The organism is Kocuria sp. KH4, from assembly GCF_053711175.1.
Genome location: NZ_JBSJYX010000024.1, coordinates 14,065 through 40,802, shown reverse-complemented (window position 1 = coordinate 40,802; position 26,738 = coordinate 14,065). Strand labels below are relative to the sequence as shown.

23 protein-coding genes are annotated in these 26,738 nt (G+C 75.9%); 6 read left to right on the top strand and 17 right to left on the bottom strand.

Going from position 1 to position 26,738, the window contains the following annotated elements:
* Positions 1-124 precede the first annotated feature (124 nt).
* On the bottom strand, positions 125-1,318 hold the full coding sequence (gene glgA, locus ACWCOM_RS15290; protein WP_454549610.1) for a glycogen synthase: 1,194 nt from the start codon (positions 1,316-1,318) through the stop codon (positions 125-127).
* Positions 1,319-1,530: 212 nt separating this feature from the next.
* Between glgA and glgC the strand changes: the two genes are divergently transcribed.
* Positions 1,531-2,775 carry a glucose-1-phosphate adenylyltransferase gene (gene glgC / locus ACWCOM_RS15285; protein WP_454549609.1) on the top strand — a complete coding sequence of 415 codons (1,245 nt, stop codon included), beginning with the start codon at positions 1,531-1,533 and terminating at the stop codon, positions 2,773-2,775.
* Positions 2,776-2,829: 54 nt separating this feature from the next.
* On the opposite strand, the gene ACWCOM_RS15280 is transcribed toward glgC, so the two are convergent.
* Genes ACWCOM_RS15280 through ACWCOM_RS15270 form a run of 3 tightly spaced genes read right to left on the bottom strand, consistent with a single transcriptional unit; the run spans position 2,830 to position 6,238 of the window.
* The gene (locus ACWCOM_RS15280; protein WP_454549608.1) at positions 2,830-3,684 is read right to left on the bottom strand and encodes a transglutaminase family protein; all 855 of its coding nucleotides are present in this window, start codon (positions 3,682-3,684) and stop codon (positions 2,830-2,832) included.
* Positions 3,681-4,607, bottom strand: a complete 927-nt coding sequence (locus ACWCOM_RS15275; protein WP_454549607.1) for an alpha-E domain-containing protein — start codon at positions 4,605-4,607, stop codon at positions 3,681-3,683. The genes ACWCOM_RS15280 and ACWCOM_RS15275 overlap by 4 nt, the downstream gene beginning before the upstream one ends.
* Complete coding sequence (locus tag ACWCOM_RS15270) at positions 4,601-6,238, bottom strand: circularly permuted type 2 ATP-grasp protein (protein WP_454549606.1); 1,638 nt, start codon at positions 6,236-6,238, stop codon at positions 4,601-4,603. Before ACWCOM_RS15270 ends, ACWCOM_RS15275 begins: the two co-directional genes overlap by 7 nt.
* Positions 6,239-6,465: 227 nt before the next feature.
* Here ACWCOM_RS15270 and ACWCOM_RS15265 point away from each other — a divergent pair, with 227 nt between their 5' ends.
* Together ACWCOM_RS15265 and ACWCOM_RS15260 are read left to right on the top strand one after the other, a co-directional pair.
* Complete coding sequence (locus tag ACWCOM_RS15265) at positions 6,466-7,434, top strand: glycosyltransferase family 2 protein (protein ID WP_454549605.1); 969 nt, start codon at positions 6,466-6,468, stop codon at positions 7,432-7,434.
* Complete coding sequence (locus ACWCOM_RS15260; RefSeq protein ID WP_454549604.1) at positions 7,431-8,363, top strand: glycosyltransferase family 2 protein; 933 nt, start codon at positions 7,431-7,433, stop codon at positions 8,361-8,363. The genes ACWCOM_RS15265 and ACWCOM_RS15260 overlap by 4 nt, the downstream gene beginning before the upstream one ends.
* Positions 8,364-8,406: 43 nt before the next feature.
* On the opposite strand, the gene ACWCOM_RS15255 is transcribed toward ACWCOM_RS15260, so the two are convergent.
* From ACWCOM_RS15255 to ACWCOM_RS15215, 9 genes are read right to left on the bottom strand one after another with little or no spacing between them, the layout of a single operon-like run.
* Positions 8,407-9,408: a UDP-glucuronic acid decarboxylase family protein gene (locus ACWCOM_RS15255; protein ID WP_454549603.1), complete on the bottom strand. Its 1,002-nt coding sequence runs from the start codon at positions 9,406-9,408 to the stop codon at positions 8,407-8,409.
* Between the two features lie 49 nt (positions 9,409-9,457).
* Positions 9,458-10,483, bottom strand: a complete 1,026-nt coding sequence (locus ACWCOM_RS15250) for a glycosyltransferase family 9 protein (protein WP_454549602.1) — start codon at positions 10,481-10,483, stop codon at positions 9,458-9,460.
* On the bottom strand, positions 10,473-11,879 hold the full coding sequence (locus ACWCOM_RS15245; protein ID WP_454549601.1) for a PfkB family carbohydrate kinase: 1,407 nt from the start codon (positions 11,877-11,879) through the stop codon (positions 10,473-10,475). Before ACWCOM_RS15245 ends, ACWCOM_RS15250 begins: the two co-directional genes overlap by 11 nt.
* A complete protein-coding gene (locus ACWCOM_RS15240) occupies positions 11,876-13,735 on the bottom strand; it encodes a glycosyltransferase (protein ID WP_454549600.1) in 1,860 nt (619 codons plus the stop codon). Before ACWCOM_RS15240 ends, ACWCOM_RS15245 begins: the two co-directional genes overlap by 4 nt.
* Positions 13,732-14,691, bottom strand: coding sequence for a glycosyltransferase (locus ACWCOM_RS15235; RefSeq protein WP_454549599.1), 960 nt, complete (start codon positions 14,689-14,691; stop codon positions 13,732-13,734). Before ACWCOM_RS15235 ends, ACWCOM_RS15240 begins: the two co-directional genes overlap by 4 nt.
* On the bottom strand, positions 14,679-15,788 hold the full coding sequence (locus ACWCOM_RS15230; RefSeq protein WP_454549598.1) for a glycosyltransferase family 9 protein: 1,110 nt from the start codon (positions 15,786-15,788) through the stop codon (positions 14,679-14,681). The genes ACWCOM_RS15235 and ACWCOM_RS15230 overlap by 13 nt, the downstream gene beginning before the upstream one ends.
* 2 nt (positions 15,789-15,790) lie before the next feature.
* Entirely contained in the window at positions 15,791-17,419 is a 1,629-nt protein-coding gene (locus ACWCOM_RS15225; RefSeq protein ID WP_454549597.1) for an HAD-IIIA family hydrolase, read from the bottom strand.
* Complete coding sequence (locus tag ACWCOM_RS15220; protein ID WP_454549596.1) at positions 17,416-19,053, bottom strand: carbamoyltransferase family protein; 1,638 nt, start codon at positions 19,051-19,053, stop codon at positions 17,416-17,418. Before ACWCOM_RS15220 ends, ACWCOM_RS15225 begins: the two co-directional genes overlap by 4 nt.
* 49 nt (positions 19,054-19,102) lie before the next feature.
* The gene (locus ACWCOM_RS15215) at positions 19,103-20,074 is read right to left on the bottom strand and encodes a polysaccharide pyruvyl transferase family protein (protein ID WP_454549595.1); all 972 of its coding nucleotides are present in this window, start codon (positions 20,072-20,074) and stop codon (positions 19,103-19,105) included.
* Between the two features lie 178 nt (positions 20,075-20,252).
* Between ACWCOM_RS15215 and ACWCOM_RS15210 the strand changes: the two genes are divergently transcribed.
* Both ACWCOM_RS15210 and ACWCOM_RS15205 read left to right on the top strand, forming a co-directional pair.
* The gene (locus tag ACWCOM_RS15210; protein WP_454549594.1) at positions 20,253-20,375 is read left to right on the top strand and encodes a hypothetical protein; all 123 of its coding nucleotides are present in this window, start codon (positions 20,253-20,255) and stop codon (positions 20,373-20,375) included.
* Positions 20,372-20,644, top strand: coding sequence for a hypothetical protein (locus ACWCOM_RS15205; RefSeq protein ID WP_454549593.1), 273 nt, complete (start codon positions 20,372-20,374; stop codon positions 20,642-20,644). Before ACWCOM_RS15210 ends, ACWCOM_RS15205 begins: the two co-directional genes overlap by 4 nt.
* A 10-nt stretch (positions 20,645-20,654) precedes the next feature.
* Here ACWCOM_RS15205 and ACWCOM_RS15200 read toward each other — a convergent pair whose 3' ends face one another.
* On the bottom strand, positions 20,655-21,434 hold the full coding sequence (locus ACWCOM_RS15200; protein WP_454549592.1) for a cytochrome c oxidase assembly protein: 780 nt from the start codon (positions 21,432-21,434) through the stop codon (positions 20,655-20,657).
* Positions 21,431-21,928 (bottom strand): DUF2243 domain-containing protein, encoded by a 498-nt coding sequence (locus ACWCOM_RS15195; RefSeq protein ID WP_454549591.1) that lies wholly within the window; start codon positions 21,926-21,928, stop codon positions 21,431-21,433. The genes ACWCOM_RS15200 and ACWCOM_RS15195 overlap by 4 nt, the downstream gene beginning before the upstream one ends.
* 98 nt (positions 21,929-22,026) lie before the next feature.
* Here ACWCOM_RS15195 and pepN point away from each other — a divergent pair, with 98 nt between their 5' ends.
* Positions 22,027-24,639 (top strand): aminopeptidase N, encoded by a 2,613-nt coding sequence (gene pepN, locus ACWCOM_RS15190; protein ID WP_454549590.1) that lies wholly within the window; start codon positions 22,027-22,029, stop codon positions 24,637-24,639.
* 221 nt (positions 24,640-24,860) lie between these two features.
* Here pepN and ACWCOM_RS15185 read toward each other — a convergent pair whose 3' ends face one another.
* Both ACWCOM_RS15185 and ACWCOM_RS15180 read right to left on the bottom strand, forming a co-directional pair.
* Positions 24,861-25,064, bottom strand: coding sequence for a hypothetical protein (locus tag ACWCOM_RS15185; RefSeq protein ID WP_454549589.1), 204 nt, complete (start codon positions 25,062-25,064; stop codon positions 24,861-24,863).
* Between the two features lie 66 nt (positions 25,065-25,130).
* Positions 25,131-26,543 (bottom strand): hypothetical protein, encoded by a 1,413-nt coding sequence (locus ACWCOM_RS15180; RefSeq protein ID WP_454549588.1) that lies wholly within the window; start codon positions 26,541-26,543, stop codon positions 25,131-25,133.
* Between the last annotated feature and the right edge of the window lie 195 nt (positions 26,544-26,738).

Below are 26,738 nucleotides of genomic sequence, written 5' to 3'. Positions count from 1 at the left end.
TGGATCCAGGAGGAACGTCCCGCCGTTTCCGGCCGTTCTTTCCTGAACGCAACAGGAAATAATTTACCACATGCCGGCCCGCAGTTCACATCGGCGCCGGGGGCGCCGGAGCCGTCCGGGCGGCTCACAGGACGGAGCGGTAGACCTCCACGGTCCGCTCGGCGATGGACCCCCAGGAGAAGTGCTGCTCGGCGCGGCGCCGACCGGCCGCACCCATCTCGCGGGCCCGGGCCGGGTCGGTGACCACGTCGGTGAGCGCGGCGGCGAAGTCGGCCACGAACTTCTCCGGGTCCAGGGGCGTGCCGGTGCCGTCCTGCACCTGCTCGAGCGGCACGAGCCGGCCGGTCTCGCCCTCGACGACGACCTCGGGGATGCCGCCCGTGGCCGAGGCGACCACGGCGGTGCCGCAGGCCATGGCCTCGAGGTTGACGATGCCCAGCGGCTCGTAGACCGAGGGGCAGGCGAAGGCCGTGGCCCCGGAGAGGATCTGGGCGATCTCGCGGCGCGGCAGCATCTTCTCGATGAGCACCACCCCCGAACGGGTGGCCTTGAGCTCGTCGATCAGCGCGTTGACCTCGGCCCCGAGCTCCGGGGTGTCCGCCGCGCCGGCGCACAGCACGAGCTGGACGTCGTCGGGCAGCTGGGCGGCGGCGCGCAGCAGGAAGGGCACGCCCTTCTGCCGGGTCACCCGGCCCACGAAGGCCACGGAGGGCTTGGCGGGGTCGATGCCGTAGGACTCGAGAACGTCGGTGCCCTCGTCCGGGACCCACTGGCTGACGTCGATGCCGTTGTGCACGGTCCGCACGCGGTCCGGGTCGACTCCGGGGTAGGAGCGCAGGATGTCGTTGCGCATGCCGTCCGATACGGCGATGATCGCGGCGGCGGCCTCGTAGGCGGTCCGCTCCACGAAGGAGGACACGGCGTAGCCGCCCCCGAGCTGCTCCGCCTTCCACGGCCGGAGGGGCTCGAGCGAGTGCGCGGAGAGCACGTGCGGGATCCCGTACATCAGCGAGGAGAGGTGCCCGGCCATGTTCGCGTACCAGGTGTGCGAGTGGACCAGGTCCGCCCCGGCGATGTCGTCGATCATCGCGAGGTCCACCCCGAGGGTCTGGATCGCGGCGTTGGCGCCGCTCAGGTCCGCGGGCACCGGATACGCCCGGACCTCGGCGCCGTTGACCCGGGGTTCGCGCGGCGCACCGAAGCACCGCACCTTCAGGTCGACCAGCGGGGCCAGGACCCGCGAGAGCTCGGACACGTGGACTCCGGCGCCGCCGTAGATCTCGGGCGGGAACTCCTTGGACAAGATATCGACTCGCACGGTCCCGAGCGTACTGCAGGATCGCCGCGTTGCCACGGGCACGGCGCCGCGCGGGCGCGACATCCCCAGTTCTGAGGACACATCGGACCGCCTGTGGCCGGGATCGCACGGCATCCCGTGTGTTAAGACACAATGAAGGCGCCTGTCGAGTGGTTCCGCACCGCGAGGCGGAGAGGTTGCGCCCGTTGCCGTCGAAGTCAGAGAGGTCCTCCATGCCCCACCGTAAGAAGGTACTCGCCATCGTCCTGGCCGGAGGCGAGGGCAAACGCCTCATGCCGCTGACCGAGGACCGCGCCAAGCCCGCGGTGCCCTTCGGGGGCAGCTACCGGCTCATCGACTTCGCCCTGTCCAACATCGTGAACTCGGGCTACCTGCAGGTCGTGGTGCTCACCCAGTACAAGTCCCACTCCCTGGACCAGCACGTCTCCCAGACCTGGCGGCTGTCCACGCAGCTGGGCAACTACGTGGCCACCGTGCCCGCACAGCAGCGCCGCGGCAAGGACTGGTTCCTGGGCTCGGCCAACGCGATCTTCCAGTCGATGAACCTCGTCGACGACGCCCGCCCGGACATCGTGGTGGTCGTCGGCGCCGACCACGTGTACCGGATGGACTTCTCCGCGATGGTCGACTTCCACGTGCGCTCCGGCGCCCGGGCCACGGTGGCCGGCGTGCGCCAGCCCATGGAGATGGTCACCTCCTTCGGCGTGATCGAGACCGACCCGCAGGACGTCACGAGGATCACCCGGTTCGTGGAGAAGCCGGAGACCACCGCGCCCCTGCCGGACGACCCCAACGCGTTCCTGGCCTCCATGGGCAACTACGTCTTCGACACCGACGCCCTCGTCGAGGCGCTGCGGGCTGACGAGGTCAAGGAGGACACCAAGCACGACATGGGCGGGGACATCATGCCGTGGTTCGCGGACCGCGGCGAGGCCGCCGTCTACGACTTCACGCACAACGACGTCCCCGGCTCCACGGACCGGGACCGCCAGTACTGGCGCGACGTCGGCACCCTGGACTCCTACTACGACTCGCACATGGACCTGATCCGCCCGCTGCCGGTCTTCAACCTCTACAACTACGCGTGGCCGATCTACACGCACGAGCTGCAGGCCCCGCCGGCCAAGCTCGTGCGCGGCCCCCACGGCGAGGGCGGGCTGACCAACGACTCCATCCTCTCCGCCGGGGTCCTGGTCACCGGCGGCCGGGTCTCCGAGTCGGTGCTCTCCCCCAAGGTCCTCGTCAACAACGACGCCACGGTCAACCAGTCGGTGCTGCTGCCCAACGTCCAGGTGGGCGAGGGCGCGGTGGTCGACCGGTGCATCCTCGACAAGAACGTCGTGGTGCCCCCGGGTGTGCAGGTGGGCGTGGACCACGACCTGGACCGCTCGCGCGGCCTGACGGTCACGCCGTCCGGGCTGACGGTCGCGCCGAAGAACTTCCGCTTCGAGCAGTAGGGCCGGCGACGGCGCGGCCGCCCGTCCCCGTGGGGGCGGGCGGCCGCGCCGTGCTCAGGCGGTCTGGGTGACCTCCACCGTGACGTGCAGCCCGGAGGTCCCGCCCCCGCCGGTGACCATGCCCTTGAGCGGGGTGACGTCGGTGTAGTCGCGGCCGCGGGCGACCGTGACGTGGAAGTCGGTCAGCCGCGTGTGGTTGGTCGGGTCGTAGGCGTACCAGCGGTCGTTCCACCACTCGACCCAGGCGTGGGACTCCCCCGGCACCGTCCGGCCGATGCCGGCCTCGTAGTCCGGGTGGAGGTAGCCGGAGACGTAGCGGGCGGGGATCCCGATGTGCCGCATCATGCCGATGGCCACGTGCGCGAGGTCCTGGCAGACGCCCTTCGCCTCCCGCCAGGCGGCCTCCGCGTCGGTGTGCACCCCGGTGACGCCCGGGACGTACTGCATGTGCGAGGCGATCCCGGCGAAGACCGCCGCGGCCGCCGCCGCCGGGTCCGGGGCCTCCTCCCGGATCCGCTCGGCGATCTTCTCCAGCTCGGGCCCGATCCGGGTCAGGGCGGTCTGCTGGACGTGGTCGGAGACCGCGTCCAGCACCTCGGGCACCGCCAGCTCCTCCCAGCTGAGCCCGTCGGCGGACTCGTCCCCGGGGCGGCGGTTGACCTCGACGGTGGCGGAGGAGCGGATCTCCAGGTGCCGGTGCCGGCCCTGGATGTCGAAGGCGGCCACCCGGGTGCCCCAGTAGTCCCGGTAGTTGCTGACCGTGGCGATGCCCGGGCTCAGCGTCAGCTCCGCCTCCAGGACGATCTGCTCGTCGTCGGTGATGGGCGTCATCCGGGCCTCGTTGTAGGACTTCGAGACGCTGTCGTTGTAGTCGTAGCGGGTGACGTGGTCGATCTTGAGCCGGGTCACAGCATGCCTCCGAACCAGGACGCCTCGAGGGCGTGCGAGAAGTACTTGGCGCCCACGGACTCCGACGCCCTCGCGCACGCGGCCTGGACGTTGTTCAGGTGCTCGGGGAGCACCGCGATGAGGTCCTCCGCGTGGTGGAACTCCAGGGCCGTGCGCGCCTCGCCGATGATCCGCCGGGCGTCGTCCTTGAACCCGACCCGCTGGATGCCCGGCTCCAGGTTCACGAGGATCTCCTCGGCCGTGGTGAGGGCGTGCAGGATGGAGCGCGGGAAGAGCCGGTCCAGCAGCAGGAACTGCGTGGCCGACTCGTCGCTGAACGTCCCGTAGCGGGTGCGCAGGAACGCCTCGTAGGCCCCGGCGCAGTGCAGGATCGACACCCAGGACATGCCCGAGGCGGACGTGGAGCGGGTCCACAGCAGCCGCGAGGTCATGTCCGCCCGCTCGATCGCGGCGCCGAGGGACAGAAACATCCACGACTCGTCGTGGGACATGGTCATCTGCACCTGCCCGCGCACGGTCGCCATCCGCTCCACGGTCCAGTGGCAGACGCGGAAGGTGCCGACCACGTCCCGCCGGTGCTGGCCCAGGCCGTAGAAGGTGGAGTTCAGCGACTCCCACATGGCCGAGGAGACGGTCTCCCGGGCCCGGCGGGCGTTCTCCCGGGCGGCGTGCAGGGACCCCGAGATGGAGGTGAGGCAGTCCTTGTTCCAGGCGAGCTCGTGGATCATCGACCGGACGCTGTAGTCCCCGTCGGCGGGCTCCACGCCCATCACCGCCATGATGCGCCGCACCTCGGCCTCCTGCTCGCCCACGGGCAGCTGGGTGATGCGCTCCAGGTGGACGTCCAGGATGCGGGCGACGCCGTCGGCGCGCTCGACGTAGCGGCCGATCCAGAACAGGGACTCGGCGATCCGGCTCAGCATGAGGGCTCCTTCCCGGAGCGGGTCGTGGGGGCGGCGGCCCGCCCCTGCTGCTGCTGCTGCTGCTGACCGCCGTCCGCCTCGTCCTGCCAGGACGCGGATACCGGCCAGGTGTGCACCGAGGAGTCCACGTCCGGCGGCGGCGCCTGGCCGGGGTCGAGGTCCTGGGTCTGCGGCTGGCCCAGCACCCAGGTGTCCTTGGAGCCCCCGCCCTGGGAGGAGTTCACGATCAGCGAGCCCTTCTGCATCGCCACGCGGGTCAGCCCGCCGGGCAGCACGTAGACGTCCTCGCCGCTGTTGACCGCGAACGGGCGCAGGTCCACGTGGCGGGGGCTGAACTCCCCGTCCGCGAACGTCGGCACGGTGGACAGCTGCAGCACGGGCTGGGCGATCCACCCGCGCGGGTCGGCGAGCACCTTGGCGCGCAGCGCCTCGAGCTCGGCCGCGGTGGCCTGCGGGCCGATCACGAGGCCCTTGCCGCCGGAGCCGTCCACGGGCTTGACCACGAGCTCGTCCAGGTGCTCCAGGACGTAGCCGCGGGCCTCGTCCTCCTCCAGCCGGTAGGTGTCCACGTTGGGCAGCACCGGCTCCTCGCCGAGGTAGTAGCGGATCAGCTCGGGCACGTAGGAGTAGGTCAGCTTGTCGTCGGCCACCCCGTTGCCGATCGCGTTGGCGATGGTCACGTTGCCGGCCCGGGCGGCGTTGACCAGCCCGGAGCAGCCCAGCGCGGAGTCCGAGCGGAAGTGCAGGGGGTCCACGAAGTCGTCGTCGATGCGCTTGTAGATCACGTCCACGCGCTGCTCGCCGTCGGTGGTGCGCATGTAGACCTTGTCCCCGCGCACCACGAGGTCGCGGCCCTCCACGAGCTCCACGCCCATCAGCCCGGCCAGCAGGGTGTGCTCGAAGTAGGCGGAGTTGAACACGCCCGGGGTGAGCACCACGACCACCGGGTCCTCGGCCGCCTCGGGGGCGGTGGCGCGCAGCGCCCGGTAGAGGTGTCGGGGATAGGCCTCCACGGCGCGGATGGGCTGGGACATGAACGCCTCGGGCAGGCCCTTGGCCATGGCCCGCCGGTTCTCGATCACGTAGGAGACCCCGGAGGGCACGCGCACGTTGTCCTCGAGCACCCGGAACACGCCCTGCTGGTCGCGGACCACGTCGATGCCCGCCACGTGGATCCGCACCCCGCCCGGCGGCCGGAAGCCCCACACCGCGCGGTGGAAGTGCGCGGAGGAGGTGATCAGCGCCCGCGGCACGATGCCGTCGGCCACCACGCGCTGCTCCCCGTAGACGTCGTCGAGGAAGCACTCCAGCGCCCGGACCCGCTGCTTCACACCACGCTCGATGACGTCCCACTCGTCGGCGGTGAGTACGCGCGGAACGATGTCCAGGGGGAAGGGCCGCTCCTCCCCGGCGAAGTCGAAGGTCACGCCGCGGTCCAGGAAGGACCGGGCCATCGAGTCCGCCCGGGTGTTGACGTCGCTCAGGGACAGGTCCCCCAGCACGCCGCCGACCTGCTCGTAGCCGGGCCGGGCCCGCTGGTCCTCGGTGAACATCTCGTCGTAGGCCGCGGCACCGGACATGTCGGCGGCGTAGTGGACGAACAGGTCGGGCGAGTCGGGCAGGTGGGGCATGTCGGACGATCACACGCCTTTCGGGATCGTGGGGGTCTGTCCCCGCAGTATGGACGCGCCGTATTTCGCAGTGGTAACCGGGGGCCGGTCGTGCTTCCGATTCTGTCACGCGCCGCGCCGCGGAACCCGGCAGGACGTACCCCTACGATGGGATGGCGCGCCCGTCCGACGCGGGCGCGACGCCGCCCCGGCCGCCGGGTGCGGCGGGCCCGAGCGGAGAGGAACCGATGGACGCCCCGGACCCCCAGCACCGCGTCACCGTGGTCGTGGCGACCCGCAACCGGCGGGAGGAGCTGGTCGAGCACCTGGGACGGCACGAGGGGCCCGTGGTCGTGGTCGACAACGCCTCCACGGACGGCTCCGTGGAGGCGGTGCGCGCGGCGCACCCGCAGGTGCGCGTCGTCCCCCTGCCGGGCAACGCCGGCGCGGTGGCCCGCACCGTGGGCGTGCGCCTGGCCCGCACCCCCTACGTGGCCTTCGCCGACGACGACTCCTGGTGGGCCCCCGGTGCGCTCGCCCGCGCGGCCGCCGTGTTCGACGCCCACCCCCGGCTGGGCCTGCTCGCCGGGTCGATCGCCGTGGGACCCGAGGAGCGCCCGGACCCGCTCAACGCCGTGCTGGCGGCGTCCCCGCTGGGCATCCCCCCGGGCTGCCCGGGCCCGGCGCTGCTCGGCTTCGTGGGCTGCGGGGCGATCGTGCGCCGCTCGGCGTTCCTGGAGGTCGGGGGCTTCGACGACGTCGTGCGCTTCCCCGGCGAGGAGGAGCGCGTGGCCCTGGACCTCTTCGACGCCGGCTGGCGGCTGGCCTACGTCCCGGAGATCCGGGCCCACCACCACCCCTCCCCGCACCGGGAGACCAGCGACCGCCGCCGGACCGAGCTCGTGCGCAGCCGCCTGCTCACCGCGCTGATGCGCCGGCCCTGGCGCGTCGTGGGCCGCGAGCTGCGGGACGCCCTGCGCGCCGGGCGCACGGGGCGCCGCGGCGCGCTCGGGGCGCTGCGCCGGGCCCCGGCCGCCCTGCGGGCCCGCCGCCGCGTCTCCCCCGCCACGGAGACCGCCCTCGCGCTGCTGCACGCCCCGGCCGCCCCCGAGCCGGCCGGCCCCGGCCGGACCGGCCCGGCGACTAGCCACCCCGACATCCGTCCCACCGACCGCCCCGCCACCACCGAACCCACCGCACCGGAGGACAGCCCGTGACCGACACCGCCCCCAGCCCCGCGACCGGCGCCGACCCCGACGAGCGCGTGGCGGTGGTGATGATCACCTACAACCGCCGGGACGAGGCGCTGCTGGCGCTGGCGCGGCTGCGCGAGCTGCCGGAGCGCCCGCACGTGGTGGTGGTCGACAACGGCTCCCAGGACGGGACCGCGGACGCGATCCGGGAGCACCACCCCTGGGCGGAGCTGGTGGCGAGCCCGGTGAACCTCGGGGCGGTGGGCCGCAACGTGGCCATGGAGCGGGTCCGGACCCCGTTCGTGGCGTTCTGCGACGACGACACCTGGTGGGAGCCGGGCGCCCTGCGCCGGGCCGCCGACGCCCTGGCGGCCCATCCGCGCCTGGGCGTGGTCACCGGGAAGATCCTGGTGGAGCCCGGTGCCCGCGAGGACGCGATCAACGCGGAGCTGCTGCACTCCCCCGTGGAGGGCCCCGACTGGCTGCCGGGCCCGGCGCTGGGCAGCTTCCTGGCCGGGGCCTCCGTGGTGCGCCGCACGGCGTTCCAGGAGGTCGGCGGTTTCAGCGAGCGGCTGTGGCTGGGCGGCGAGGAGGAGCTGCTGGCCGCGGACCTCGCGACCGCGGGCTGGGAGCTCGTGCACCTGCCCGACGTGGTGGTCCACCACCAGGCCTCGACGGTCCGGGACCCGCACCTGCGCCGCCGGCACGGGCTGCGCAACACGCTGTGGTTCATCTGGCTGCGCCGGCCGCTGCGGTCCGCGCTGCGCCGCACCCGGGACGTCGTGGCCGGGGCGCCGCGGGACCGGGTGACGGCCCTGGCCCTGCTCGACGCGCTGCGGGGAGCGCCGTGGGTGCTGCGGGAGCGGCGCCCCCTGCCCGAGCGGGTGGAGCGGCGCTTCCTGGCCCTCGAGGACTCCCAGCGCCACAGCGCCGCCCGCCGCTACGTCAGCTGAGGGACGCCCCCGGGCCGGTCCGCACGGCCGGCCCGGGCGCGGCTCAGCCGCGGCCCGGGGCGGCGGGCACCGGGCGGGCGGCGGCGCTGTGCCGGAACCACTCGACCGTGCGCTCCAGGCCCTCGCTCCAGGGCACCTCCGGGGTCCAGCCGAGGACGTCCGTGGCCAGCGTGGTGTCGGGCCGGCGCACGTTGGGGTCGTCGACCGGGCGGTCGACGAACTCCACGGCCGAGGAGGACCCGGTGGCGGCGATGACGTCGCGGGCGATCTGCAGCACGGACAGCTCGTGCGGGTTGCCGATGTTCATCGGCCCGCTGTGCCCGCTGCCGGCCAGGGCGAGGATGCCCCGCACCAGGTCGGAGACGTAGCAGACGGAGCGGGTCTGCTCGCCGTCCCCGGCCACGGTGAGCGGCTCGCCCGCGAGGGCCTGCCGGATGAAGGTGGGGATGGCCCGGCCGTCGAAGGGCCGCATGCGCGGGCCGAAGGTGTTGAAGATGCGCACGATCCCGGTGTCCACCCCGTGCTCGGCGCGGTAGGCGACCGTGAGGGCCTCGGCGAAGCGCTTGGCCTCGTCGTACACCCCGCGGGGGCCGACCGGGTTGACGTGGCCCCAGTAGCTCTCGGGCTGGGGGTGGACCTGCGGGTCGCCGTAGACCTCGGAGGTGGAGGCGAGCACGAAGCGCGCGCCCTTGTCCTTGGCCAGCCCCAGGGCGTGGTGGGTGCCGATGGAGCCGACCTTCAGGGTGTGGATGGGCAGCTTGAGGTAGTCGATCGGGGACGCCGGGGAGGCGAAGTGCAGGACGAGGTCCACGTCGCCGGGCACGTGCACGTAGTCGGTGACGTCGCACTGGACGAGCCGGAACCCGGGGTCGCCGACGAGGTGCTCGATGTTGGCCGCGGAGCCGGTCAGGAAGTTGTCCAGGCACACCACCTCGACCTCCCGGCGGCGCAGCTCGGTGCACAGGTGGCTGCCGAGGAAGCCGGCGCCGCCGGTCACGACGGCGCGGCGGATCGGGCGGGTGGTCACGTGGGACGTGGGGTTCACGGTGCTCCTCTGGGTCGACAGGAAAGGGTGGGGCCGGCGCCGGCCCGGCTCAGGGGCGGGCGGCGGCCAGCTGGGCCCGGGCCGCGGCCAGGACCTCGTCGGGGGTGACGGCGGCGAGGCGCTCGTCGAGCTCCGCCGCGTGCGGGTCCCCCCAGGCCGGTGCGGACGGGTCGCCGTGCCACAGGACGGTGTGCAGCCCGGGGTCCACGGCCGGGCCCCACCACGCGGGCGGGGTCGGCCCGAACAGCACCACGGAGCGCACCGCCAGGGCGGTGGCCACGTGCGCCACGCCGGTGTCGGTGCTCAGCACGGCGGCGCTGTCCCCGACGGCCGCGGCCAGCCCGGCCAGGCTCATGGTGCCGCAGCGGTCCTCGACGCCGTCGACGCCGTCCGCCACGGCGGCGGCGAGCCCGGACTCGGCCGCGGAGCCGGTGACGACGACCCGGTGGCCGTCGGCGACGAGGGCCCGGGCGACCTCCCGCCAGCGGGCGGCCGGCCAGCGGCGGGAGCCGGAGGCGGCACCCGGGTGGACGATCACGGGAGCACCGGCGGGCGCGGGGCGGTGGGGGCGCAGCAGCAGGTCCTCCGGTCCGCACGGGCCGCCGGCCTCGCCCAGCAGGCGGCACCAGCGGCGCACCTCGTGCTCGTCCCGCCGCCAGGCCGGGCCGGTGTGCCCGGCCTCCGGGGCGGCGAACCCGACGAGCCGCTCGGGCCCGGAGGCCAGGAGCAGCTCGTGGCTGCGCGGGCCGCGCCCGTGCAGGTTCACGGCCACGTGCCCGCCGCGCACCGGCGGCAGCGGCACCAGCCCCGACAGGGGCAGCACCCCGTCGACGACGCCGAGCCCGGCCAGCCAGGTGCCCAGGGGCTCCGGGGCGGCGAGCACGAGCCGGTGGTCGGACAGCATCCGGCGCACACCGCGCAGCGGGGCCACCGCGGTCAGCAGGTCCCCGAGGCCCAGGGCCCGCAGCACGAGCACGTCCCCGGACCCGACCGTGGCCGGGTCCACGGTCCACCGCTCCGGGCCGGGAAGGTCCTGCGCGGGAAGGTCCCGTGCGGTGGCCGGCTCAGCCCTCACGGCCGGCCTTCTGCAGGATCGCCGTGGTGGAGCGCCCCGAGAGGTAGGGCAGCACGGTCACCCGCCCGCCCCAGCCGCGCACGTCGGCGGCCTCGGGCAGCTGCTCCGGGGTGTAGTCCCCGCCCTTGACCCACACGTCGGGGCGGAGCAGGTTCAGGGCGGCGCGGGGGTCGTCCTCGTCGAAGACCACGACCGCGTCGACGCTGCGCAGCGCGCCCAGCACGCGGGCGCGGTCGGCCTCGCCGACCACCGGCCGGCCCGGGCCCTTGAGCCGGCGCACGGAGTCGTCGGCGTTCAGCAGCACCACGAGGGCGTCGCCGAGGCGCCGCGCGGCGTCCAGGGAGGCGATGTGCCCGGCGTGCAGCACGTCGAAGCACCCCCCGGTGGCCACCACGGTCCCGCCGCGCCCGCGCACCTCGCTCAGCAGCTCCTGCACCTCCCGGGGCAGCCGCTCGGCGCCCGGGTGCAGGGCCGGGCGGGTGTGCACCCCGGCGGCCCGGCGGGTGCGGTAGGTGGCCGCGCCGCCGGCGGCGACCCACTGCCCCGCGGCCTCCACGGCGGTCTCCACGGCCGCCGTCACGTGGGCGCCGCCGCCCAGGGCCAGCGCCGCCGCGGAGGCGAACCGGTCCCCCGCGCCGCAGGGGTCGGTGTTCTGCACCGGCGCCGCCGGCACCAGCTCCACGCCCGCGGCCGTGGCCAGGTACGCGCCGTCCGCCCCGGCCGTGACGGCCACGGCGGAGGCGGCCCACTGCCGGCGGAGCCCGCCGGCGAGGTCCCGGGGCGTGCCCGGGGCCCCGAGGGCGGCGGCGGCCTCGGCGGCGTTGGGGGTGACGAGGGTGCAGCCGGGCACGGGAGCGCCGCCGCGCGGGTGCGGGTCCCACACGACCACGCCGGTGCGGGCGTGCTCCTCGAGCGCCGCGCGCACCGCGGGGTCGGTGGTGACGCCTCCCCCGTAGTCCGAGACCAGGACGGCGTCGGCCTCGGCCAGGACGGCGGCCACGTGGGCGGCCGTCACGCCGACCGGGGTGCCGGGCCCGCCCTCGTCCACGCGCACGAGGGTCTGGCCCGCGCTGCGGACCCGGGTCTTGGTGCGGGTCCCGCCCTCGTGGCCGAGCCGCTCCAGGCGGACGTCCCCGAGGGCCTCGGCCAGCTGCCGGCCGGCGTCGTCCTCGGCCACCGGCGCCAGCAGGGTCACCGTCACCCGGGCCGGGACGGCCCCGACGGCCGGGGGCTCCGCGCACAGCAGGGCGGCCAGGCCGGCCCCGCCCGGGCTGGCGAAGACGGCGTCCACGTCCACCACCGGGACCGGGGCGTCGGGGCTGAGCCGGGTCGAGGTGCCGGCCACGTCCCGGTCCAGCAGGGCGTCGCCGACCACCACGATGCGCGCCGCGCTCATGCGACCCCCGCCCGCACGGCGTCGCGCGCCGTGAGCTCGCCGGTCCGCTCGTACCCGCCCTCGGGCTCCTCCACGGCCGGGACCAGCCTGGCGTCGACCGCCGCGCACACGGCGTGCAGCAGCATCAGGTGCACCTCCTGGATCACCGAGGTGCTGGCGGCGGGCACCGTGAGGACCTCGTCCGCCCGCTCGGCCAGCGGGTTGGGGCCCGGGCCGGTGAGCGCCCAGACGTGCATCCCCTGCTCGCGCGCCCGCTCGGCGGCGGCCAGCACGTTGGGGCTGCGCCCGCTGGTGGAGAGCACGACCAGGACGTCCCCGGCCCGGCCGTGCGCGCCGACCTGGCGGGCGAAGACCTCCTCGGCGCCGTAGTCGTTGCCGATCGCGGTGAGGCTGGAGGTCTCGGCGGACAGGCACAGGGCGGACAGCGGGCGGCGCTCGTCGACGAAGCGGCCCACCAGCTCGGCGGTGAAGTGCTGGGCCTCGGCGGCGCTGCCGCCGTTGCCGGCGGCGAGCACGCGCCCGCCGCCGGTCAGCAGCGCGGCCAGGCGGGCGCCCCAGCGGTCCACCACGTCGGCGTGCCGGGCGGCCTCGCGGGCCGCGACGGCCAGCTCCTGGGCGTGGGTGTCCAGCCACCGCCCGGTCCGCTCGCGCAGCGGCGGGTGCTCCCGCCGGTGGCGCTCCAGCACCCGGGCGTAGGAGCGCTCCGTCTCCTCGGCGACCCGCTCCCAGCCGAAGAGCCGCTCGACGCGCTCACGGCCGGCGCGGCCCATCCGGGCGGCCAGCCCGGGGTCCTCCAGCAGGGCGCGCAGGGCGGCGGCGGTGCCGGCGACGTCGCGCGGGGGCACGTGCAGGCCGGTCACGCCGTCCTCCACGCTGTCGAGCAGCCCGCCCACGGCGGTGCCGACCACGGGGCGGGCGCACGCCATCGCCTCGAGCGGGACCATGCCGAAGGGCTCGTACCAGGGGGTGCAGGCCACGACGTCCGCGGTGGCCAGCAGGGCGGCGGTGTCGTCGTGGTCCACGCGCCCGCGCAGCTCCAGGCGGCCGTCCACGCCGAGCTCGCGGGCGAGGGCGCGCAGCCGCAGCGCCTCCGGGTCGCGGTCGAGGTCGGCGCGGTCCGGGCCGCCCGCCACGACGAGCTCCGCCTCGGGCAGCTCGGCCAGGGCCCGCACGACGACGTCCACGCCCTTGCGCTCCACCAGCCGCCCCAGGGCCACGATCCGGGGCCGGCGCCGGCCCGCGGGCGGCGGGGCCGGGACGAAGGCGTCCAGGTCCACGCCGCAGGGCACCACGTCGATCCGGGAGTCGTCCCCGCCCAGCGCGAGCAGCTCCGCGCGCTCGTCCCGGCAGGTGGCCAGGACCAGGTCCGCCGCCGCGATGATCTCGTTCTCCGCGGCGAGGCGGCCGACCGGGCTGGTGTCCGCCGCGCCCTGGTGCCGGCGCTTGACGGCGCCGAGGGCGTGGAAGGTCTGCACCACCGGGATCTGCAGGGCCTCGGCGGCCCGGCGGGCGGCGATCCCGGACATCCAGAAGTGCGCGTGCACGAGGTCCGGGGCGCCGGTGCGGGCCCAGTCCCGGGCCAGCCAGCGGCCGAACTCGTCCATGTAGGGCGCGAGGTCGTCCTTCGGCAGCGTGCTCGCCGGCCCGGCGGGGACGTGCACCACGCGCGCGCCGGGGGCGAGCTCCACGACGTCGGGGAGCCGCACGGCGTCGCGCCGCGTGTAGACGACGACCTCGTGGCCGCGGCGGGCCAGGCCCGCGGCGAGGGCGGCCACGTAGACGTTCTGCCCCCCGGCGTCGACCCCGCCGAGTGCGGCCAGGGGGCTGGCGTGCTCGGACACCATTGCGATTCTCATGCTGTCACCTTCTCCAGGATGCGGTCCCAGTCCGCCAGGAAGCGGTCCAGGCCGTAGTGTCTCAGGGCGTGCTCGCGGGCGGCGGTGCCCGCCGCGGCCGCCGCGTCGGCGTCGTACAGCCAGAGCCGGGCCTGCGCGGCGAGGGCCTCCGGGTCGTTGGAGAGCAGCCCCGCCCCCGGCGGCACGGCGCGCGGGGCCTCGGTGGTCGAGAGCCCGAGCACCGGCATGCCGATGGTCATGGCCTCGAGCAGCGCCAGCCCCAGGCTCGTCCACCGGTAGGGGTGGAAGTAGGCCCGGTGCTCGCCGAGGGCCCCGTGCAGCTTCTCCTGAGGATAGTTCTCGTGCAGCCGCCCGGCCATGTGGGGGGCGTGCTCGGCCAAGCGGTCCATGCCCATCCCGTACACGTCCACCGGCAGCTCCCGCGCCAGGGCGGTGAGCAGGTCGGTGCCCGCGATGCGCCCGCGTCGGACGGGCTCGTTGACCACGGCCGCGAGGCTGGCGGTGCGCCCGGTGTAGAGCGGGCCGGGGTCGAGGATGCCGTGCTCCACGACCTCGGTGGGCGCCTGTCCGTTGTCCCACATCATCCGGTTGAAGTGCGTCACGTGCACCACAGGGATGTCGGAGCGCTCCGCCAGCGGGTGGCGGGTGGCCACGGCGGGCCCGCGCGGGGTGTCGTGCTCCACGTACACGGCCGGGAGGTCGGTCCCGGCCCGGCGCCCGGTCCAGCGCTCGAGGAGCTCGAGCTCGTGCGGGCGCTGGAGCACCACGACGTCGACGTCGGCGTCGGACAGCTCCGCCGGGCCGAGCTCCACGGCCGAGGCGGGCCAGTCCCACGTTTGGGCCCGGCCCCGGCCGTCGGGACCGCGGTCCTCGACCACGGGCAGCAGACAGGTGTGGGCGCCGTGGACGAACGAGGTCGTCCACGAACCGTGGACGTGCCAGATCAGGACGCGCATCGGGGTCCTCCTTCCGGTGCGGGAACAGGGGCGGGGGCGTCCTCGGACCGTCGTACGAGGTCCTCGACGGCGGCGAGCACCGCCGCGGGCGGGACCTGGGACAGGCACGGGTGCCCGGGGACGGGGCAGTCGCGGGCCCGGGAGCCGCGGCAGGCCGCGCCCTGGTCCCCGAGCAGCACGACCGGCACCCCGTAGGGGGCCCAGCGCTCGGGCGGGACCACCGGGGAGAAGAGTGACACGACCGGCGTGCCCACGGCGGCGGCGAGGTGGGCCGGGCCCGTGTTGCCGACGACGACGCAGGCCGCGGCGTCCAGCACGGCGGCCAGGCCCGCCAGGTCCGTGCGCCCGGCGAGGTCCAGCACGGCGTCCTCGGGCACCGTGCGCAGCGCGGCGGCCCGGGTCGCCGCGGTGAGCTCGCGCTCCCCCGGCCCGCCGGTGAGGCCCACGGTGCGCCCCGCGGTCGCGAGCCCGGCCGCCAGGGACCCGGCGTGCTCGGCGGTCAGACCGCGGGAGGGCACGGACGCCCCCGGGTGCAGCACCACGTAGCCGCCGGCCGGGCCGGCGGACGCGAGCTCCGGCGGCAGCGGGGGCAGCGGGCGGCGCACCGCCAGGCGCAGCTCCTCCCCCGCGGCCGGCGGCGCGCCGGCCGCGACGGCGAGCTCCACGGCCGCCTCGACCTCGTGCCCGCCGCCGGGCGGGTCGGCGCGGCGGTGCCGGACGTCGAGCAGGGAGCCCGGGTAGTCCTCGCTGGTGGCCACCACCCGGGGGATCCCGGCGAGGCGGGCGAGCAGCGCCATGGGCAGGGGGCTCTGGTGGAAGGACGTGAAGATCACGGCGAGGTCGTAGCCGCGGGCGGCGAGCTCTCCGACGAGGCCGAGGGTGGCCTCCGGGTCCACCGGCGGCGGCCGGAAGCCCGACCAGGGCGCCGCGTGCTCGAGGACGTGCTCCACGTCCGGCAGCAGCCGGGCCGCGGCCGCCCCGGAGGGCGAGGCCAGCAGGTCGACCGGGCGCCCGGTCCGGGCCAGGGCCCGGAGCGCGGGGCCGGTCAGCAGGACGTCCCCGTCCGAGTCGAGGCGGACGGCGAGGATGCGGCCCACGCTCAGCCCCGGGCCCCGGCCGGCACCACCGGGCGGTCCGGCACGGCGCCGAGCACGGAGGCGACCGCCTCGGTCAGGGTGGCGGCCACGGCCGGGGCGGCGGCGACCTCCTCCCCGCGGGTCACCGGCGTGGGCACCAGCACGGAGCGGGCCCCGGCGGCCTGGGCGGCCTCGACGTCGGCGCCGATGTCCCCGATCAGCACGCACTCGGCGGGGTCCACGCCCAGCTCCGCGGCGGCGGCGAGCACCATGCCGGGGTTCGGCTTGCGGCACGCGCAGCGGTCCTCGGGGGCGTGCGGGCACAGCTGCCAGGTGTCGAACGGGCCGAGCAACTCCGTCACGCGGGCGTTGACGGCGTCGACCTGCGCGCGGGTGAGCAGGCCGCGGCCGATGCCGGACTGGTTGGAGACCACGCCCACGGCCAGCCCGGCCGCGCGCACAGCGGCCACGGCCTCCTCCGCCCCGGGCACGAGCTCCACCTTCGCCGGGTCGCCGTTGTAGGGCACGTCGTGCACCAGGGTGCCGTCCCGGTCGAAGAGCACCGCCCGCACCGGCAGCGGCCAGGGCGGGGCGCCCCGATGCCGCCACCGGCCGCGCAGGTGGTGCCGCACGGCGGCCACGGGGATCGCGGCGCTGGTGCGGGCCATGCGGCTGAGCTCGGGCAGGAACTCGGGGTCCCCGGGCCGCGGGCCCGGCCCCATGCGCAGCATCAGGAACCGGCCGGTGAGCCAGCCCCAGGCCGCGGCGCCGGTGCCGGCCACGGCCAGCGCGGTGCGGGCGCCCGGATGCCGGCCCAGGGCCGCGGCCCCGGTGGCGGCTGCCGCCCCGGCGGCGGTGACCCCCAGGGCGCCGGCGGTCGCGACGTGCCAGGCGAAGCCGCCGCGGGGCGCCTCGGCCGCAGTTCGCCAGTCCGGCCCGTGCAGCCGGCGCATCAGGGCGTCGTCGGCGTTGCCGGCCTGCACGCGCAGGCTCACCAGGTCGTCGGCCGGGCGCACCGGGTGGGTGATCCGGCGTGCGCCGCGCACGAGCTGCCAGCCCGCCCGGCGTACGCGCAGGGCGAGGTCGGCGTCCTCGCGGTAGGCGCGCGGGAACCGCTCGTCGAAGCCGGAGACGGCGTCCAGGGCCGCCACGCGGTAGGCCATGTCGGCGGTGGCCCAGTCGGCGTCCTCGAGGGAGGCGGTGTTGCGCTCCCAGTCCGTGGGCCGGCGGGTGTCCGGCAGGGGGACGTCGATGCGGCCCTGGGTCGCGCCGATCTCCGGCCCGCACGCGGCGAGGTCCTCGGCCAGGCGCTGCGCCCAGCCGGCGGGCAGCTCGACGTCGTCGTCCAGGAAGGCGATCCACTCGGCGCCCGAGCGCCGGGCGGCGCGCCAGCCGCGGTTGCGGGCCGCGGCGGGTCCCCGTCCGTAGCCCCGCACGGTGCGCACGGTCCAGGCGACGGTGTCCGGGACGCTCAGCCGCAGCGGCGCCACGTCCCCGCGGCGGTCGTCGACCACGACGACCTCCAGCGGGCCGGGGTGGCGGGCGTCGACGTCCTGGGCGGAGAGGGTGTCCAGCAGCCACTGCAGGGTGGGCCGGCCCACCGAGGGGATGACGACGGCGTAGGTGGCGGGCTCGGTGGGCGCCGGCGTCATCGGGCCTCCTGGAAGAAGGAGGCGCGGCGGACCAGGTGCGGGCCCAGCACGAGCGCGGCCACGGGGGCGGAGCCGAAGAGCTCGAGGGCGTCGCGGGGGTCGTCGACCATGGGGCGCCCGGCGGTGTTGAGCGAGGTGTTCACCACGACGGGCACGCCCGTGCGCTCGTCGAAGGCCCGCAGCAGCGCCGCGATCCCGGCGTTGTCCTCGTCCGTGACGGTCTGAATGCGCGCGGTGCCGTCCACGTGGGTGACCGTGGGGATCCGCTCCCGCCACTCGGGGGCCACGTCGTGCACGAAGAGCATGAACGGGCTGGGCATCGGCCCGCCGCTGAAGATCTCGGCGGCGCGCTCCTCGAGGACCATCGGCGCCACGGGGCGGAACTGCTCCCGGCCCTTGACGTCGTTGAGCCGCTCGAGGTTGTCCGGGTGCATCGGGTTGGCGATCAGGGACCGGCGGCCCAGGGCGCGGGGGCCGAACTCGCTGCGGCCGTCGAACCAGGCGACGACCCCGTTGTCCGCGAGGACGTCGGCGACCTCCCCGGCGAGGTCCTCGGGGGTGGTGAAGGGCACCTGGGCGGTGCGCAGCCACTGGGCGAGCTCCTCGCCGGACCAGCTGCGCCCGAGCGCGGCGGTGGGCTGCGGCGCCCCGAGGTCGCCGGCCTCCTGGGCCAGGTGCAGGGCGGCGCCGAGGGCGGTGCCGGAGTCGCCGGAGGCGGGCTGGACCCAGACCTCCTCGAAGGGGGTGTCCCGCCAGATGCGGGAGTTGGCCACGCAGTTCAGGGCGGTGCCGCCGGCCATGGTGAGCACCCGGTCGCCGGTCTGCCCGTGCAGCCAGGTGGCGAGGTCCACCAGGACCTCCTCGACCACCGCCTGCACGGAGGCGGCGAGGTCGGCGTGGTTGCCGCCCCAGGTGCCGTCGTCGATGCGGCGGGTGGCGAAGCGGGTCCAGTCCGGGGCCTGGGCGGTGAAGCCGCCGTCGCCGGTGGCGCGGACGAGCTCGCGCAGCTCGGGCAGGAAGCGGGGCTCGCCGTAGGAGGCCAGGGCCATGACCTTGAACTCGTCGGAGGAGCGCAGGAAGCCGAGGTGGTCGGTGAGGGACTCGTAGAGCAGGCCCAGGGACTCCGGCAGGGCCTGGCGGTGCAGGATCTCCAGCTCGCCGTCGCGGTAGCGGCCGGCCAGGTGCGAGTGCGCCTCGCCGCGGCCGTCGACCACCAGCACGCTGCTGGTGCGGGAGGGGGCGGCCAGGCCCGCCGACGCCGCGTGGGCGACGTGGTGCTCGACGAAGCGGACCTTGTCCCGGTCCAGGCCGGGCAGCGCCTCGGCGAGGAAGCCCGGGGCGCGCCGGGCGTAGTCCACCCGGACCGGGTCGTACGGGTCGTCGGGCATCTCGGCGGCGATCGCCGGGTCGAAGGAGTAGCCGACGGCGTCCAGGTCCGCCGGGGTCAGCCCGGCCTCGGCGAGGCACCAGCGCATCGCCTGCTCGGGCAGCTCCCACGCGGAGAACGGCACGGGCCGCTTCCCGTGCTTGCGCCGGGAGAACCGCTCCTCCTCCGCCGCCGCCACCACTCTGCCGTCCACGACGAGAGCCGCCGCAGGGTCGTGAAAAATCGCGTTGATGCCCAGGTAGTTCATAGTGCGGAGTATTACACAGACTGATCAGGCGGCTGATCTTGGGGGCGTGTCACCGCTGGTGCGCGGGGGGTCCGGCGCTCTCCAGGAGCTCGTCGGGGGTCTCGGCGCCGGGCCGGCCGGCGGGGCCGGGGCGCGGCGTGCCGCCCAGCTCCCGGACGAGGTCGTACAGCTGCTCGGTCCCGCTGGGGTCCTTCACGGAGCGCGCCTGCGCCGCCTTCCGGCCGTCCTCCGAGAGGCACCAGGCCAGCTGCTCCTCGAGGCGGTCGGGGCCGAGCTCCTCGGGCCCGAGCACGGCCGGCCAGTCCCAGGCCCGCGCCTGGGCCGTGACCTTCCCGCCGCCGGCGACGGGGTCCACGGCCAGGGCGGGGACCCCCGCCCGCAGGGCCAGGACGAGACCGTGCATGCGCATGGTCACGACGGCGTCGAGCCGGGCGACGACCGAGCCGACCTGCGCTGCGGTGGCGGGCAGCCGCCAGTCGCGCGGGTCCAGCCGGGTCTCCAGCGGCAGCCGGGCCGCGTCCAGACCGCCCAGCCACGACTCGAGACCGGCCCGCGTCGTTTCGTGCCGCCGGCGGGCGCCGTACTCCTGCTGCCCGGAGGTGAGGTAGACCCCCAGCACGGGCACCGTCCGGGGCGCCGGGCGGGCCGCCAGGTCGCGGTGGGCCACGGTCCCGGGGCGGTCGCGGGCGATCACCCGGTGGAAGCCGGCGGTCACCGGGTCGCCGGGGTCGAGCACGCTGACCCCCACCGCGATCCGGCGGCAGTGGGCGAAGCGCTCGTGCAGCTCGGCGATCGAGCGGCCGGTGGCCGGACCGCAGACGAACACGAGGTCGGTGTACCGGCCCGGGTCGGCGTCGTCGAGCCGCAGCCCGCCGGGCGGGCACATCACCGCGCTCCAGGCGACGTCGTGCGGGACGCCGGCCGCGCCGAGGGCGTCGGCGACGGCGTCCATGGCGAGGACGTCACCGGCCGTCGCCTCGCCGTGCAGGACGCTGGACCAACCGACCACGAGTGTGCGCATGCCCCCGAGGCTACCGGGCGGCGGGCCCCCGTCCGGCACGCCGGACCGCGGGCCGGTCCCCTTCCCGACCCCCGGCACGGGTGGGCGTCGCCCCTGGTGGCGGGCGGCGCGCCGGTCTAAGCTCGACCTCACGGGTCAAGCAGCCGGCCGCGCCATCCTGTTGTGGAAGGAATCCGCCATGGACTCCCAGCTGACCGTCGTCGTGCAGGTCGACCCGGTCGCCCGGTGCCGCACCGGAGCCGCCCCCGTCCCCGCCCCCCGGCCCTCCGGCGGCACCGCCCCGGAGGAGGTGGCGGCATGAGCGGCCTCGACACCGTCCCGTCGCCGGCCGGCCCCGCCGCCGGGGGCACGCCCGGCTGCGAGACGTGCCTGGGGCCCGACGGCGCCTTCCCCGGCGAGCTCTCGGCCCTGTCCCTGGTGGAGCTGCAGGTGCTGCACAGCCGGGTCGCGTGCCAGCTCGAGCACGAGTACCTCACCGGCCCGGACGGCCCGCACCCCGTCACCCAGGACCGGCACGACGAGCTCGTCGCCGAGCTGGAGGCCCGGGGCGGGTCCGCGCCGGCGGGCTGAGCCCGGCCGGTCACACCGCCGCCGGGGCCGGCCTCACCCGGCCGGCGGCGTACCACTGGGCGAAGAAGACCACGAGCAGGACCACGTCCACGGCGTCCCCGCCGTAGTACATGAGCTGCGACCCCAGTCGCGCGTCGGCGGCGTCCACCCCGGCGGGCGGGTGACCGTAGAGCCGCTTGGCCAGCACCGCGTGCACGGCCAGGAACCCCACCAGCACCGCCGCGCGCTGACGCAGGGATCCCCGGTGCGGGTCGGGGTCCACGCCGACGACCGCCGCGGTGAACAGGTACCCGGCGACCAGGACGTGAGCGTGCACGGCGGCGTGCACGGCCGCCGAGGCGTGCGCGGCGGCGTACAGGCCGGTGCCGTACAGGGCCCACAGGCCCCCGGCGTTGAGGGCCGCCGCCACCACCGGATGGCTCACCACCCGCACCGGTGGGCTGCGCAGGAGCCGGGTCAGGACGCGGGCGGCCGTCACGGGCAGCGCCCGCAGCGCCAGGGTCACGGGGGCGCCGAGCACGAGCAGCAGCGGCGCCGCCATCCCGAGGAGCAGGTGCACCAGCATGTGGGCGGGAAAGCTGCCGTGGGCGGCGGCGGCCAGGGGGCCCAGCAGGGACGCCCCGGCGCAGCCGAGCCCGGAGAACCACAGGACGCTGCGCCGCACCGGCCACGGGGTGCGGTGCCGCGCCGCCCACAGCGCCGCGGCGTACCCGGCCGCGCCCACCACCAGGACGAGCACGGCCCCGGCCTCGACGGTGGCCCAGCCCGGGCCGCCGTGGTGCGGGCTCACCGCACGGCCCGGGCGGGCCGGGTGCGGTGCAGCACCGCCAGCCCCGCCGCGAGCGCGAGCGCGGCCGTGCCGATCCAGCTGACGTCGTAGAGCAGCAGGTCCACGTCGTAGCGGACCTGGTGGATCCGGAGCACCTTGTGCAGCACCACGCCGTCGACGAGCTGGAAGGCGCCCAGGCCGCTGAGCAGGCCCCCGGCCCAGCGCCCCCGGGACAGGGCCCCCCGGCGCCGCACGTCGGCGAGCAGGAAGAGCGAGCCGACCGTCACGAACCAGCCGAAGGCGTGGAAGAGGCCGTCCGAGAACAGCGCGACGCCGGTGGTGGACAGGTCGTAGAAGTGGTGCCAGTGCAGGACGAGGTGGAACACGGCGAGGTCCACCACGGAGGCGGCGATGCCCGCCCCCAGCAGCGCGCCGGCGAGCACGGTGCGGCGGTCCTGCCCTGCGGGGCCCACCGGTGCGGGGGCGCGCCCGCCGGGGGCGGCGGCGTCGGCCATGGGGGCCTCCTGGCGTCGAGGGCGGCGGTCGTCTCCAGCCTAGGCACCGTCAGCCTGCTGTCCAGGCCGGGGCGGGGGCCGGATGGTTCAATGGCACCGTGCGCAACGACAACCTGACCCGCCGCGAGGCCGCCGACCGCTCCGCGCTGATCACCGTGGAGGACTACGAGGTGCTGCTGGACCTCTCCGCCGCCGAGGATCCGGCGGAGGACTCGTTCGGGTCGGTGACCACGGTGCGCTTCCGCGCCGCGGAGGCCGCGCCGACGTTCCTGGACTTCATCGCGCACGCGGTGGAGTCGGTGACGGTCAACGGCGTGGCCCTGGACCCGGACGACGTCGTGGAGGGCTCCCGGATCCGGCTGCCCCCGCTCGCGGCGCGCAACGAGGTCACGGTGGCGGGCCGGGCCCGCTACTCCCGCTCGGGCGAGGGGATGCACCGCTTCGTGGACCCCTCCGACGGGCGCACCTACCTCTACACGCAGTACGAACCGGCGGACGCCCGCCGGGTCTTCGCCGGCTTCGAGCAGCCCGACCTCAAGGCGTCGTTCCGGTTCACGGTCCTGGCGCCGGAGGGCTGGGAGGTCTCGTCCAACGGGGTGCGGATGGCGAGCTCCCCCGCCCCGGAGGCGGAGCGCGGCGGGGCGCTGCGGCACGAGTTCTCCCCCACCGAGCGGATCTCCACGTACATCACCACCGTCCTGGCCGGTCCCTACCACCGGGTGACGGGCGAGTGGCGGCACTCCTTCGAGGACGGCAGCCGGATGACCGTGCCGCTGGCCCTGTACTGCCGGGCCTCGCTGGCCGAGCACCTCGACGCCCGGGAGCTGTTCGACCTCACCCGCCAGGGGCTGACGTTCTTCACCGAGCTGTTCGACCACCCGTACCCGTTCGGCAAGTACGAGCAGGCGTTCGTGCCGGAGTACAACCTCGGGGCGATGGAGAACCCGGGGCTGGTCACGTTCACCGAGGAGTACCTGTTCCCGGACGGGGCGACCCGCGCCCAGTACCAGGGCCGGGCGAACACGCTGATGCACGAGATGTCCCACATGTGGTTCGGGGACCTGGTGACCATGAGCTGGTGGGACGACCTGTGGCTGAAGGAGTCCTTCGCGGAGTTCATGGGCGCCCACGCGTCGGTGCAGGCCACCGATTTCGAGGAGGCGTGGATCGCCTTCGCCGACCGGCGCAAGGCGTGGGCGTACCAGCAGGACCAGCTCCCGACCACGCACCCGGTGGTCGCCGACGTCCCGGACCTCGAGGCCGCCCGGCAGAACTTCGACGGCATCACCTACGCCAAGGGCGCGGCGGTGCTCAAGCAGCTCGTCGCGTTCGTGGGCTACGGCCCGTTCGTCGACGCGTGCCGCGCCTACTTCCGCCGCCACGCCTACGGGTCCACCACGCTGGAGGACTTCCTGGCCGTGCTCGAGGAGGCCTCCGGGCGGGACGTGCGCGGATGGGCGGACTCCTGGCTGTCCACCGCGGGGGTGTCCACCCTGAGCCTGGACCTCGCCCGGGACGACGACGGGGTGGTGACCTTCGCCGCGCTGCTGCAGGAGCCCGGCGCCGGGGCGCTGCGGCCGCACCGGCTGCTGCTCGGCGGCTACGAGCGCGGGCCCGGGGACGTGCTGGTGCGCACCGGCACGGTCGGCGTGGACCTGCCCGCGGCGGCCTGCGTGGAGGTCCCGGAGCTCGTGGGCTCGACCGCCCCGCTGCTCGTGGTCAACGACGAGGACCTGACCTACGCCAAGACCCGCCTGGACCCGCTGTCGCTGACCACGGCGCTGAGCTCCCTGTCCTCCGTGGAGGACGCCATGGCCCGGGCCCAGCTGTGGTCGGGGCTGTGGAACGCCGCCCGTGACGCCGAGCTGGACCCCGGCGACTGGGTGGGGGCCGTCCTGGACCACGGGTTCGCCGAGCCGCAGCCGGGGATGTTCGCCAACGCCGTGGAGCACGCCGTGCTGGCGGTGGAGCGCTACACCCCGCCGGCGCGGCGGGACCGGCTGCGGGGGCGGCTGCTCGACGCCGCCGTGCGCGAGCTGCGCCGGGCGGACCCCGGCAGCGACCGCCAGCTCGCCCTCGCCCGGCAGACCGCGCGCCTGGCCCGGCGCGACCGCTCCCACGACAGCTGGCTGCGGGACCTGCTCACCGGGGCGGACGCCCTGCCCGGGCTGGCGCTGGGCCCGGAGCTGCGCTGGAGGCTGTGGACCGCGCTGGTGGCCACGGCCCACGGCGCGGACCCGGAGCTGGAGGCGGCCGTGCAGCGCGAGCACGCCGCGGACCGCACCCGCACCGGGCAGATCGGGTGGGCCCGCACCCGGGCCGCCCGGCCCACCCCGGAGGCCAAGGCCGAGGCGTGGGAGGCGATCACCGGCGAGGGGCTGTCCAACGACCTGCTGACGGCCACGATCGCCGGGTTCCGGCTCGGCCCGGAGGACCTGCTGGCACCGTACCGGGAGCCCTACTTCGCCATGCTGGAGGAGGTCTGGGCGCGCCGGTCCATCGGGATGGCCACCCGCACGGTCGAGGGCCTCTACCCCTCGGACGCGGACCTGGAGCCGGGGCGGGACCCGCGGCACCACCCGGTGGTGGCGCGCACGGAGCTGTGGCTGAGCAACCACGCCGGGGCGCCGGCCGCGCTGCGGCGGATCCTGGTCGAGGAGCAGGACCACCTGCTGCGGGCCCTGCGCGCCCAGGCGGCGGCCCGCCCCTGACGCGCCCGGCCGCACGCCGCCGTCCTCCGGGTGCCCGGTCCGCCCGGCGCCGTCGGGGGCCGGCCCGTGGCCGGGGACGCCGCGCGGTGCCGGCGCCCCCGAGGGCACGGCAGCGCCCCCGGGTCGGGTCCCGGGGGCGGAGGGGTCGTGGGGTCAGGATCCCGGCGGGCAGCGGCCGGCAGGCCCGCCGCCCGGTGGGCGGCCGGTCCGGCGGCGCCGTCTCAGCCGGCGCGGCGGGCGGCCCGGCGCAGCACGCGCTCCACCGCGCGCTGGGCGTCCTCGTTGGACTTGAAGACCCGCCGGTCCAGGCTCTGGCCGAGGGACATCGAGGAGTTGCCCATCTGCAGCACGTTCACCGTGGTGTCGTTGGGGCGCTGGCGGCGCGGCTGGGGCTCCTGCGGGCCGGTCCGTGCGTCGTAGGCCATGGTGGATCCTTTCCGTGACCCCTCCAGTGTAGGAGGCCACCGTCCCGCTGAACAGGGCGCCGCCGGTCACGGCCCGCGCCGTCGCGCCCGGGCGGTGTAGCGGCCGCGGTCCACGGCCCGGCGCACCCACCAGGTGCGCGCGACCAGCACGAGGGACAGCGCGTGCAGGAGCAGCAGCAGCGCCCAGTAGGCCGCGGCCGCCCCCGGGGTGAAGGGCACCGACGCCGCGCCGGCGAGCATCAGCATCACGCACGCCTCCAGGTTCAGGGCGTAGCGCAGCGGGCGCATCACCCGCACCGACAGGTCGTGCTCGGGCTGCCGGTTGATCCAGGACAGCAGCACCGCGACCACGGACATCACGATCGACGCCGCCGCGGACGGCACCTGCCAGCCCGGGCCCAGCACCCGGTCGGGCACGGCCGCCACGAGCCCCACGAGCAGCAGGACCGCGGTGATCAGGCTCACCGCCACGGAGGCGAACGCCGTGATGCCCTGCCGGGCCGGCAGGATCACCATCTCGCAGAAGGCGTCGTCGAACCGGGACGTGGGCCGCAGCGCCAGGTGGCCGCGGACGGCGCCGGGCCACCGCTGCACGGTCCGGTCCTCGGCGAGGACGCGGTCCAGCGCCCGGTCCGGGCCGGTCCGGTCCTCCTCGGCGGAGAGGACCGTGAACTCGTGCAGCCGGACCTCCGCGGGCACCGTCAGCTCCAGGTGGAAGCTGCGGCAGGAGGCGAGGTCGTGCAGGCCCACCCGGCCGACCCAGGGCTTCCAGCAGTGCCGCAGCCGGTCCTGCGCCCGCGGCCGGCGGCCGGCGGCGTACTGCTCGTCCATGGCGTACTTGAGCACCAGCCGCCGGCCGGCGAGCTCGGCGGGCAGCGCGAAGGTCAGCAGGAACCCGCGGGCCAGCTGGTCGGCGACCGTGGTGAACAGGGCGAAGTCGCCGTCCCAGTCCTCGGCGTCCTCCGCCGAGAGCCGGCCTCGGGCGATCAGCCCGGCCACGACCGCGCGCAGGTGCTCGCAGTGGGCCCAGAACCGGTCGAGGGCGTCCTCCACGCGCAGCTCCGGCGCGTGCACGATCGCGGGCACGTGCCGCTCGGCCAGCAGGGCGGCCTCGGCCGGCGGCAGCTGCTCCGGGATGAGCCCGCGCAGCAGCAGCTCGGCGAGCGCCCCGTTGTCCTCGGTGCCGAGCACGGGGGCGGGCTCCCCCTCGCACTCGGCGTCGAAGTTGCGCAGGGGCTGCTTGGCCTGGATGGTGACCGGCACCAGCAGCCGGCCGGCGGCGTCGGCCGGCCACGGGTCGTGGGCGGCGAGGTCCACGTCGAGGGAGACCTTCCGGCGGGTGACGCCGTCGGGGCTCATGAGCACGGACTCCACACGGCGGTGGATCCAGCCGCGGGGGCTGAGGAACAGCGTGCGGAGCACGTCGACGTCCACGGCCGGGCGGTCGGGCTCGGGCGGGGGGACCTGGCCCTGGGGCATCCGCACCTCCTCTCCGGCCCCGGTCCGGCTCTCGTCCCGGGGCGGGCACCGGGACGGGCCCCGGGGCCCGCCCCGGCGTCCTGATCGGTGCCCATTGCACCAGCCGGCCCGGACACCGTAGGGACCGGGCCGGCGGGGGCCGGGCCTGAACGGGCCGGTGGGGGAATCGTGAGAAGCTATTGACGACTTGCCGCC

What these genes read in the sequence shown, in the direction of transcription:
- glgC (WP_454549609.1), top strand. Translation starts at nt 1,531, where the DNA reads ATGCCCCACCGTAAGAAGGTACTCGCCATCGTCCTGGCCGGAGGCGAG.
- ACWCOM_RS15235 (WP_454549599.1), bottom strand. Translation starts at nt 14,691, where the DNA reads ATGCGCGTCCTGATCTGGCACGTCCACGGTTCGTGGACGACCTCGTTC.
- ACWCOM_RS15210 (WP_454549594.1), top strand. Translation starts at nt 20,253, where the DNA reads ATGGACTCCCAGCTGACCGTCGTCGTGCAGGTCGACCCGGTCGCCCGG.
- ACWCOM_RS15270 (WP_454549606.1), bottom strand. Translation starts at nt 6,238, where the DNA reads ATGCCCCACCTGCCCGACTCGCCCGACCTGTTCGTCCACTACGCCGCC.
- ACWCOM_RS15225 (WP_454549597.1), bottom strand. Translation starts at nt 17,419, where the DNA reads ATGACGCCGGCGCCCACCGAGCCCGCCACCTACGCCGTCGTCATCCCC.
- ACWCOM_RS15265 (WP_454549605.1), top strand. Translation starts at nt 6,466, where the DNA reads ATGGACGCCCCGGACCCCCAGCACCGCGTCACCGTGGTCGTGGCGACC.
- ACWCOM_RS15205 (WP_454549593.1), top strand. Translation starts at nt 20,372, where the DNA reads ATGAGCGGCCTCGACACCGTCCCGTCGCCGGCCGGCCCCGCCGCCGGG.
- ACWCOM_RS15245 (WP_454549601.1), bottom strand. Translation starts at nt 11,879, where the DNA reads ATGAGCGCGGCGCGCATCGTGGTGGTCGGCGACGCCCTGCTGGACCGG.
- ACWCOM_RS15240 (WP_454549600.1), bottom strand. Translation starts at nt 13,735, where the DNA reads ATGAGAATCGCAATGGTGTCCGAGCACGCCAGCCCCCTGGCCGCACTC.
- ACWCOM_RS15195 (WP_454549591.1), bottom strand. Translation starts at nt 21,928, where the DNA reads ATGGCCGACGCCGCCGCCCCCGGCGGGCGCGCCCCCGCACCGGTGGGC.
- ACWCOM_RS15185 (WP_454549589.1), bottom strand. Translation starts at nt 25,064, where the DNA reads ATGGCCTACGACGCACGGACCGGCCCGCAGGAGCCCCAGCCGCGCCGC.
- ACWCOM_RS15220 (WP_454549596.1), bottom strand. Translation starts at nt 19,053, where the DNA reads ATGAACTACCTGGGCATCAACGCGATTTTTCACGACCCTGCGGCGGCT.
- ACWCOM_RS15215 (WP_454549595.1), bottom strand. Translation starts at nt 20,074, where the DNA reads ATGCGCACACTCGTGGTCGGTTGGTCCAGCGTCCTGCACGGCGAGGCG.
- ACWCOM_RS15275 (WP_454549607.1), bottom strand. Translation starts at nt 4,607, where the DNA reads ATGCTGAGCCGGATCGCCGAGTCCCTGTTCTGGATCGGCCGCTACGTC.
- ACWCOM_RS15180 (WP_454549588.1), bottom strand. Translation starts at nt 26,543, where the DNA reads ATGCCCCAGGGCCAGGTCCCCCCGCCCGAGCCCGACCGCCCGGCCGTG.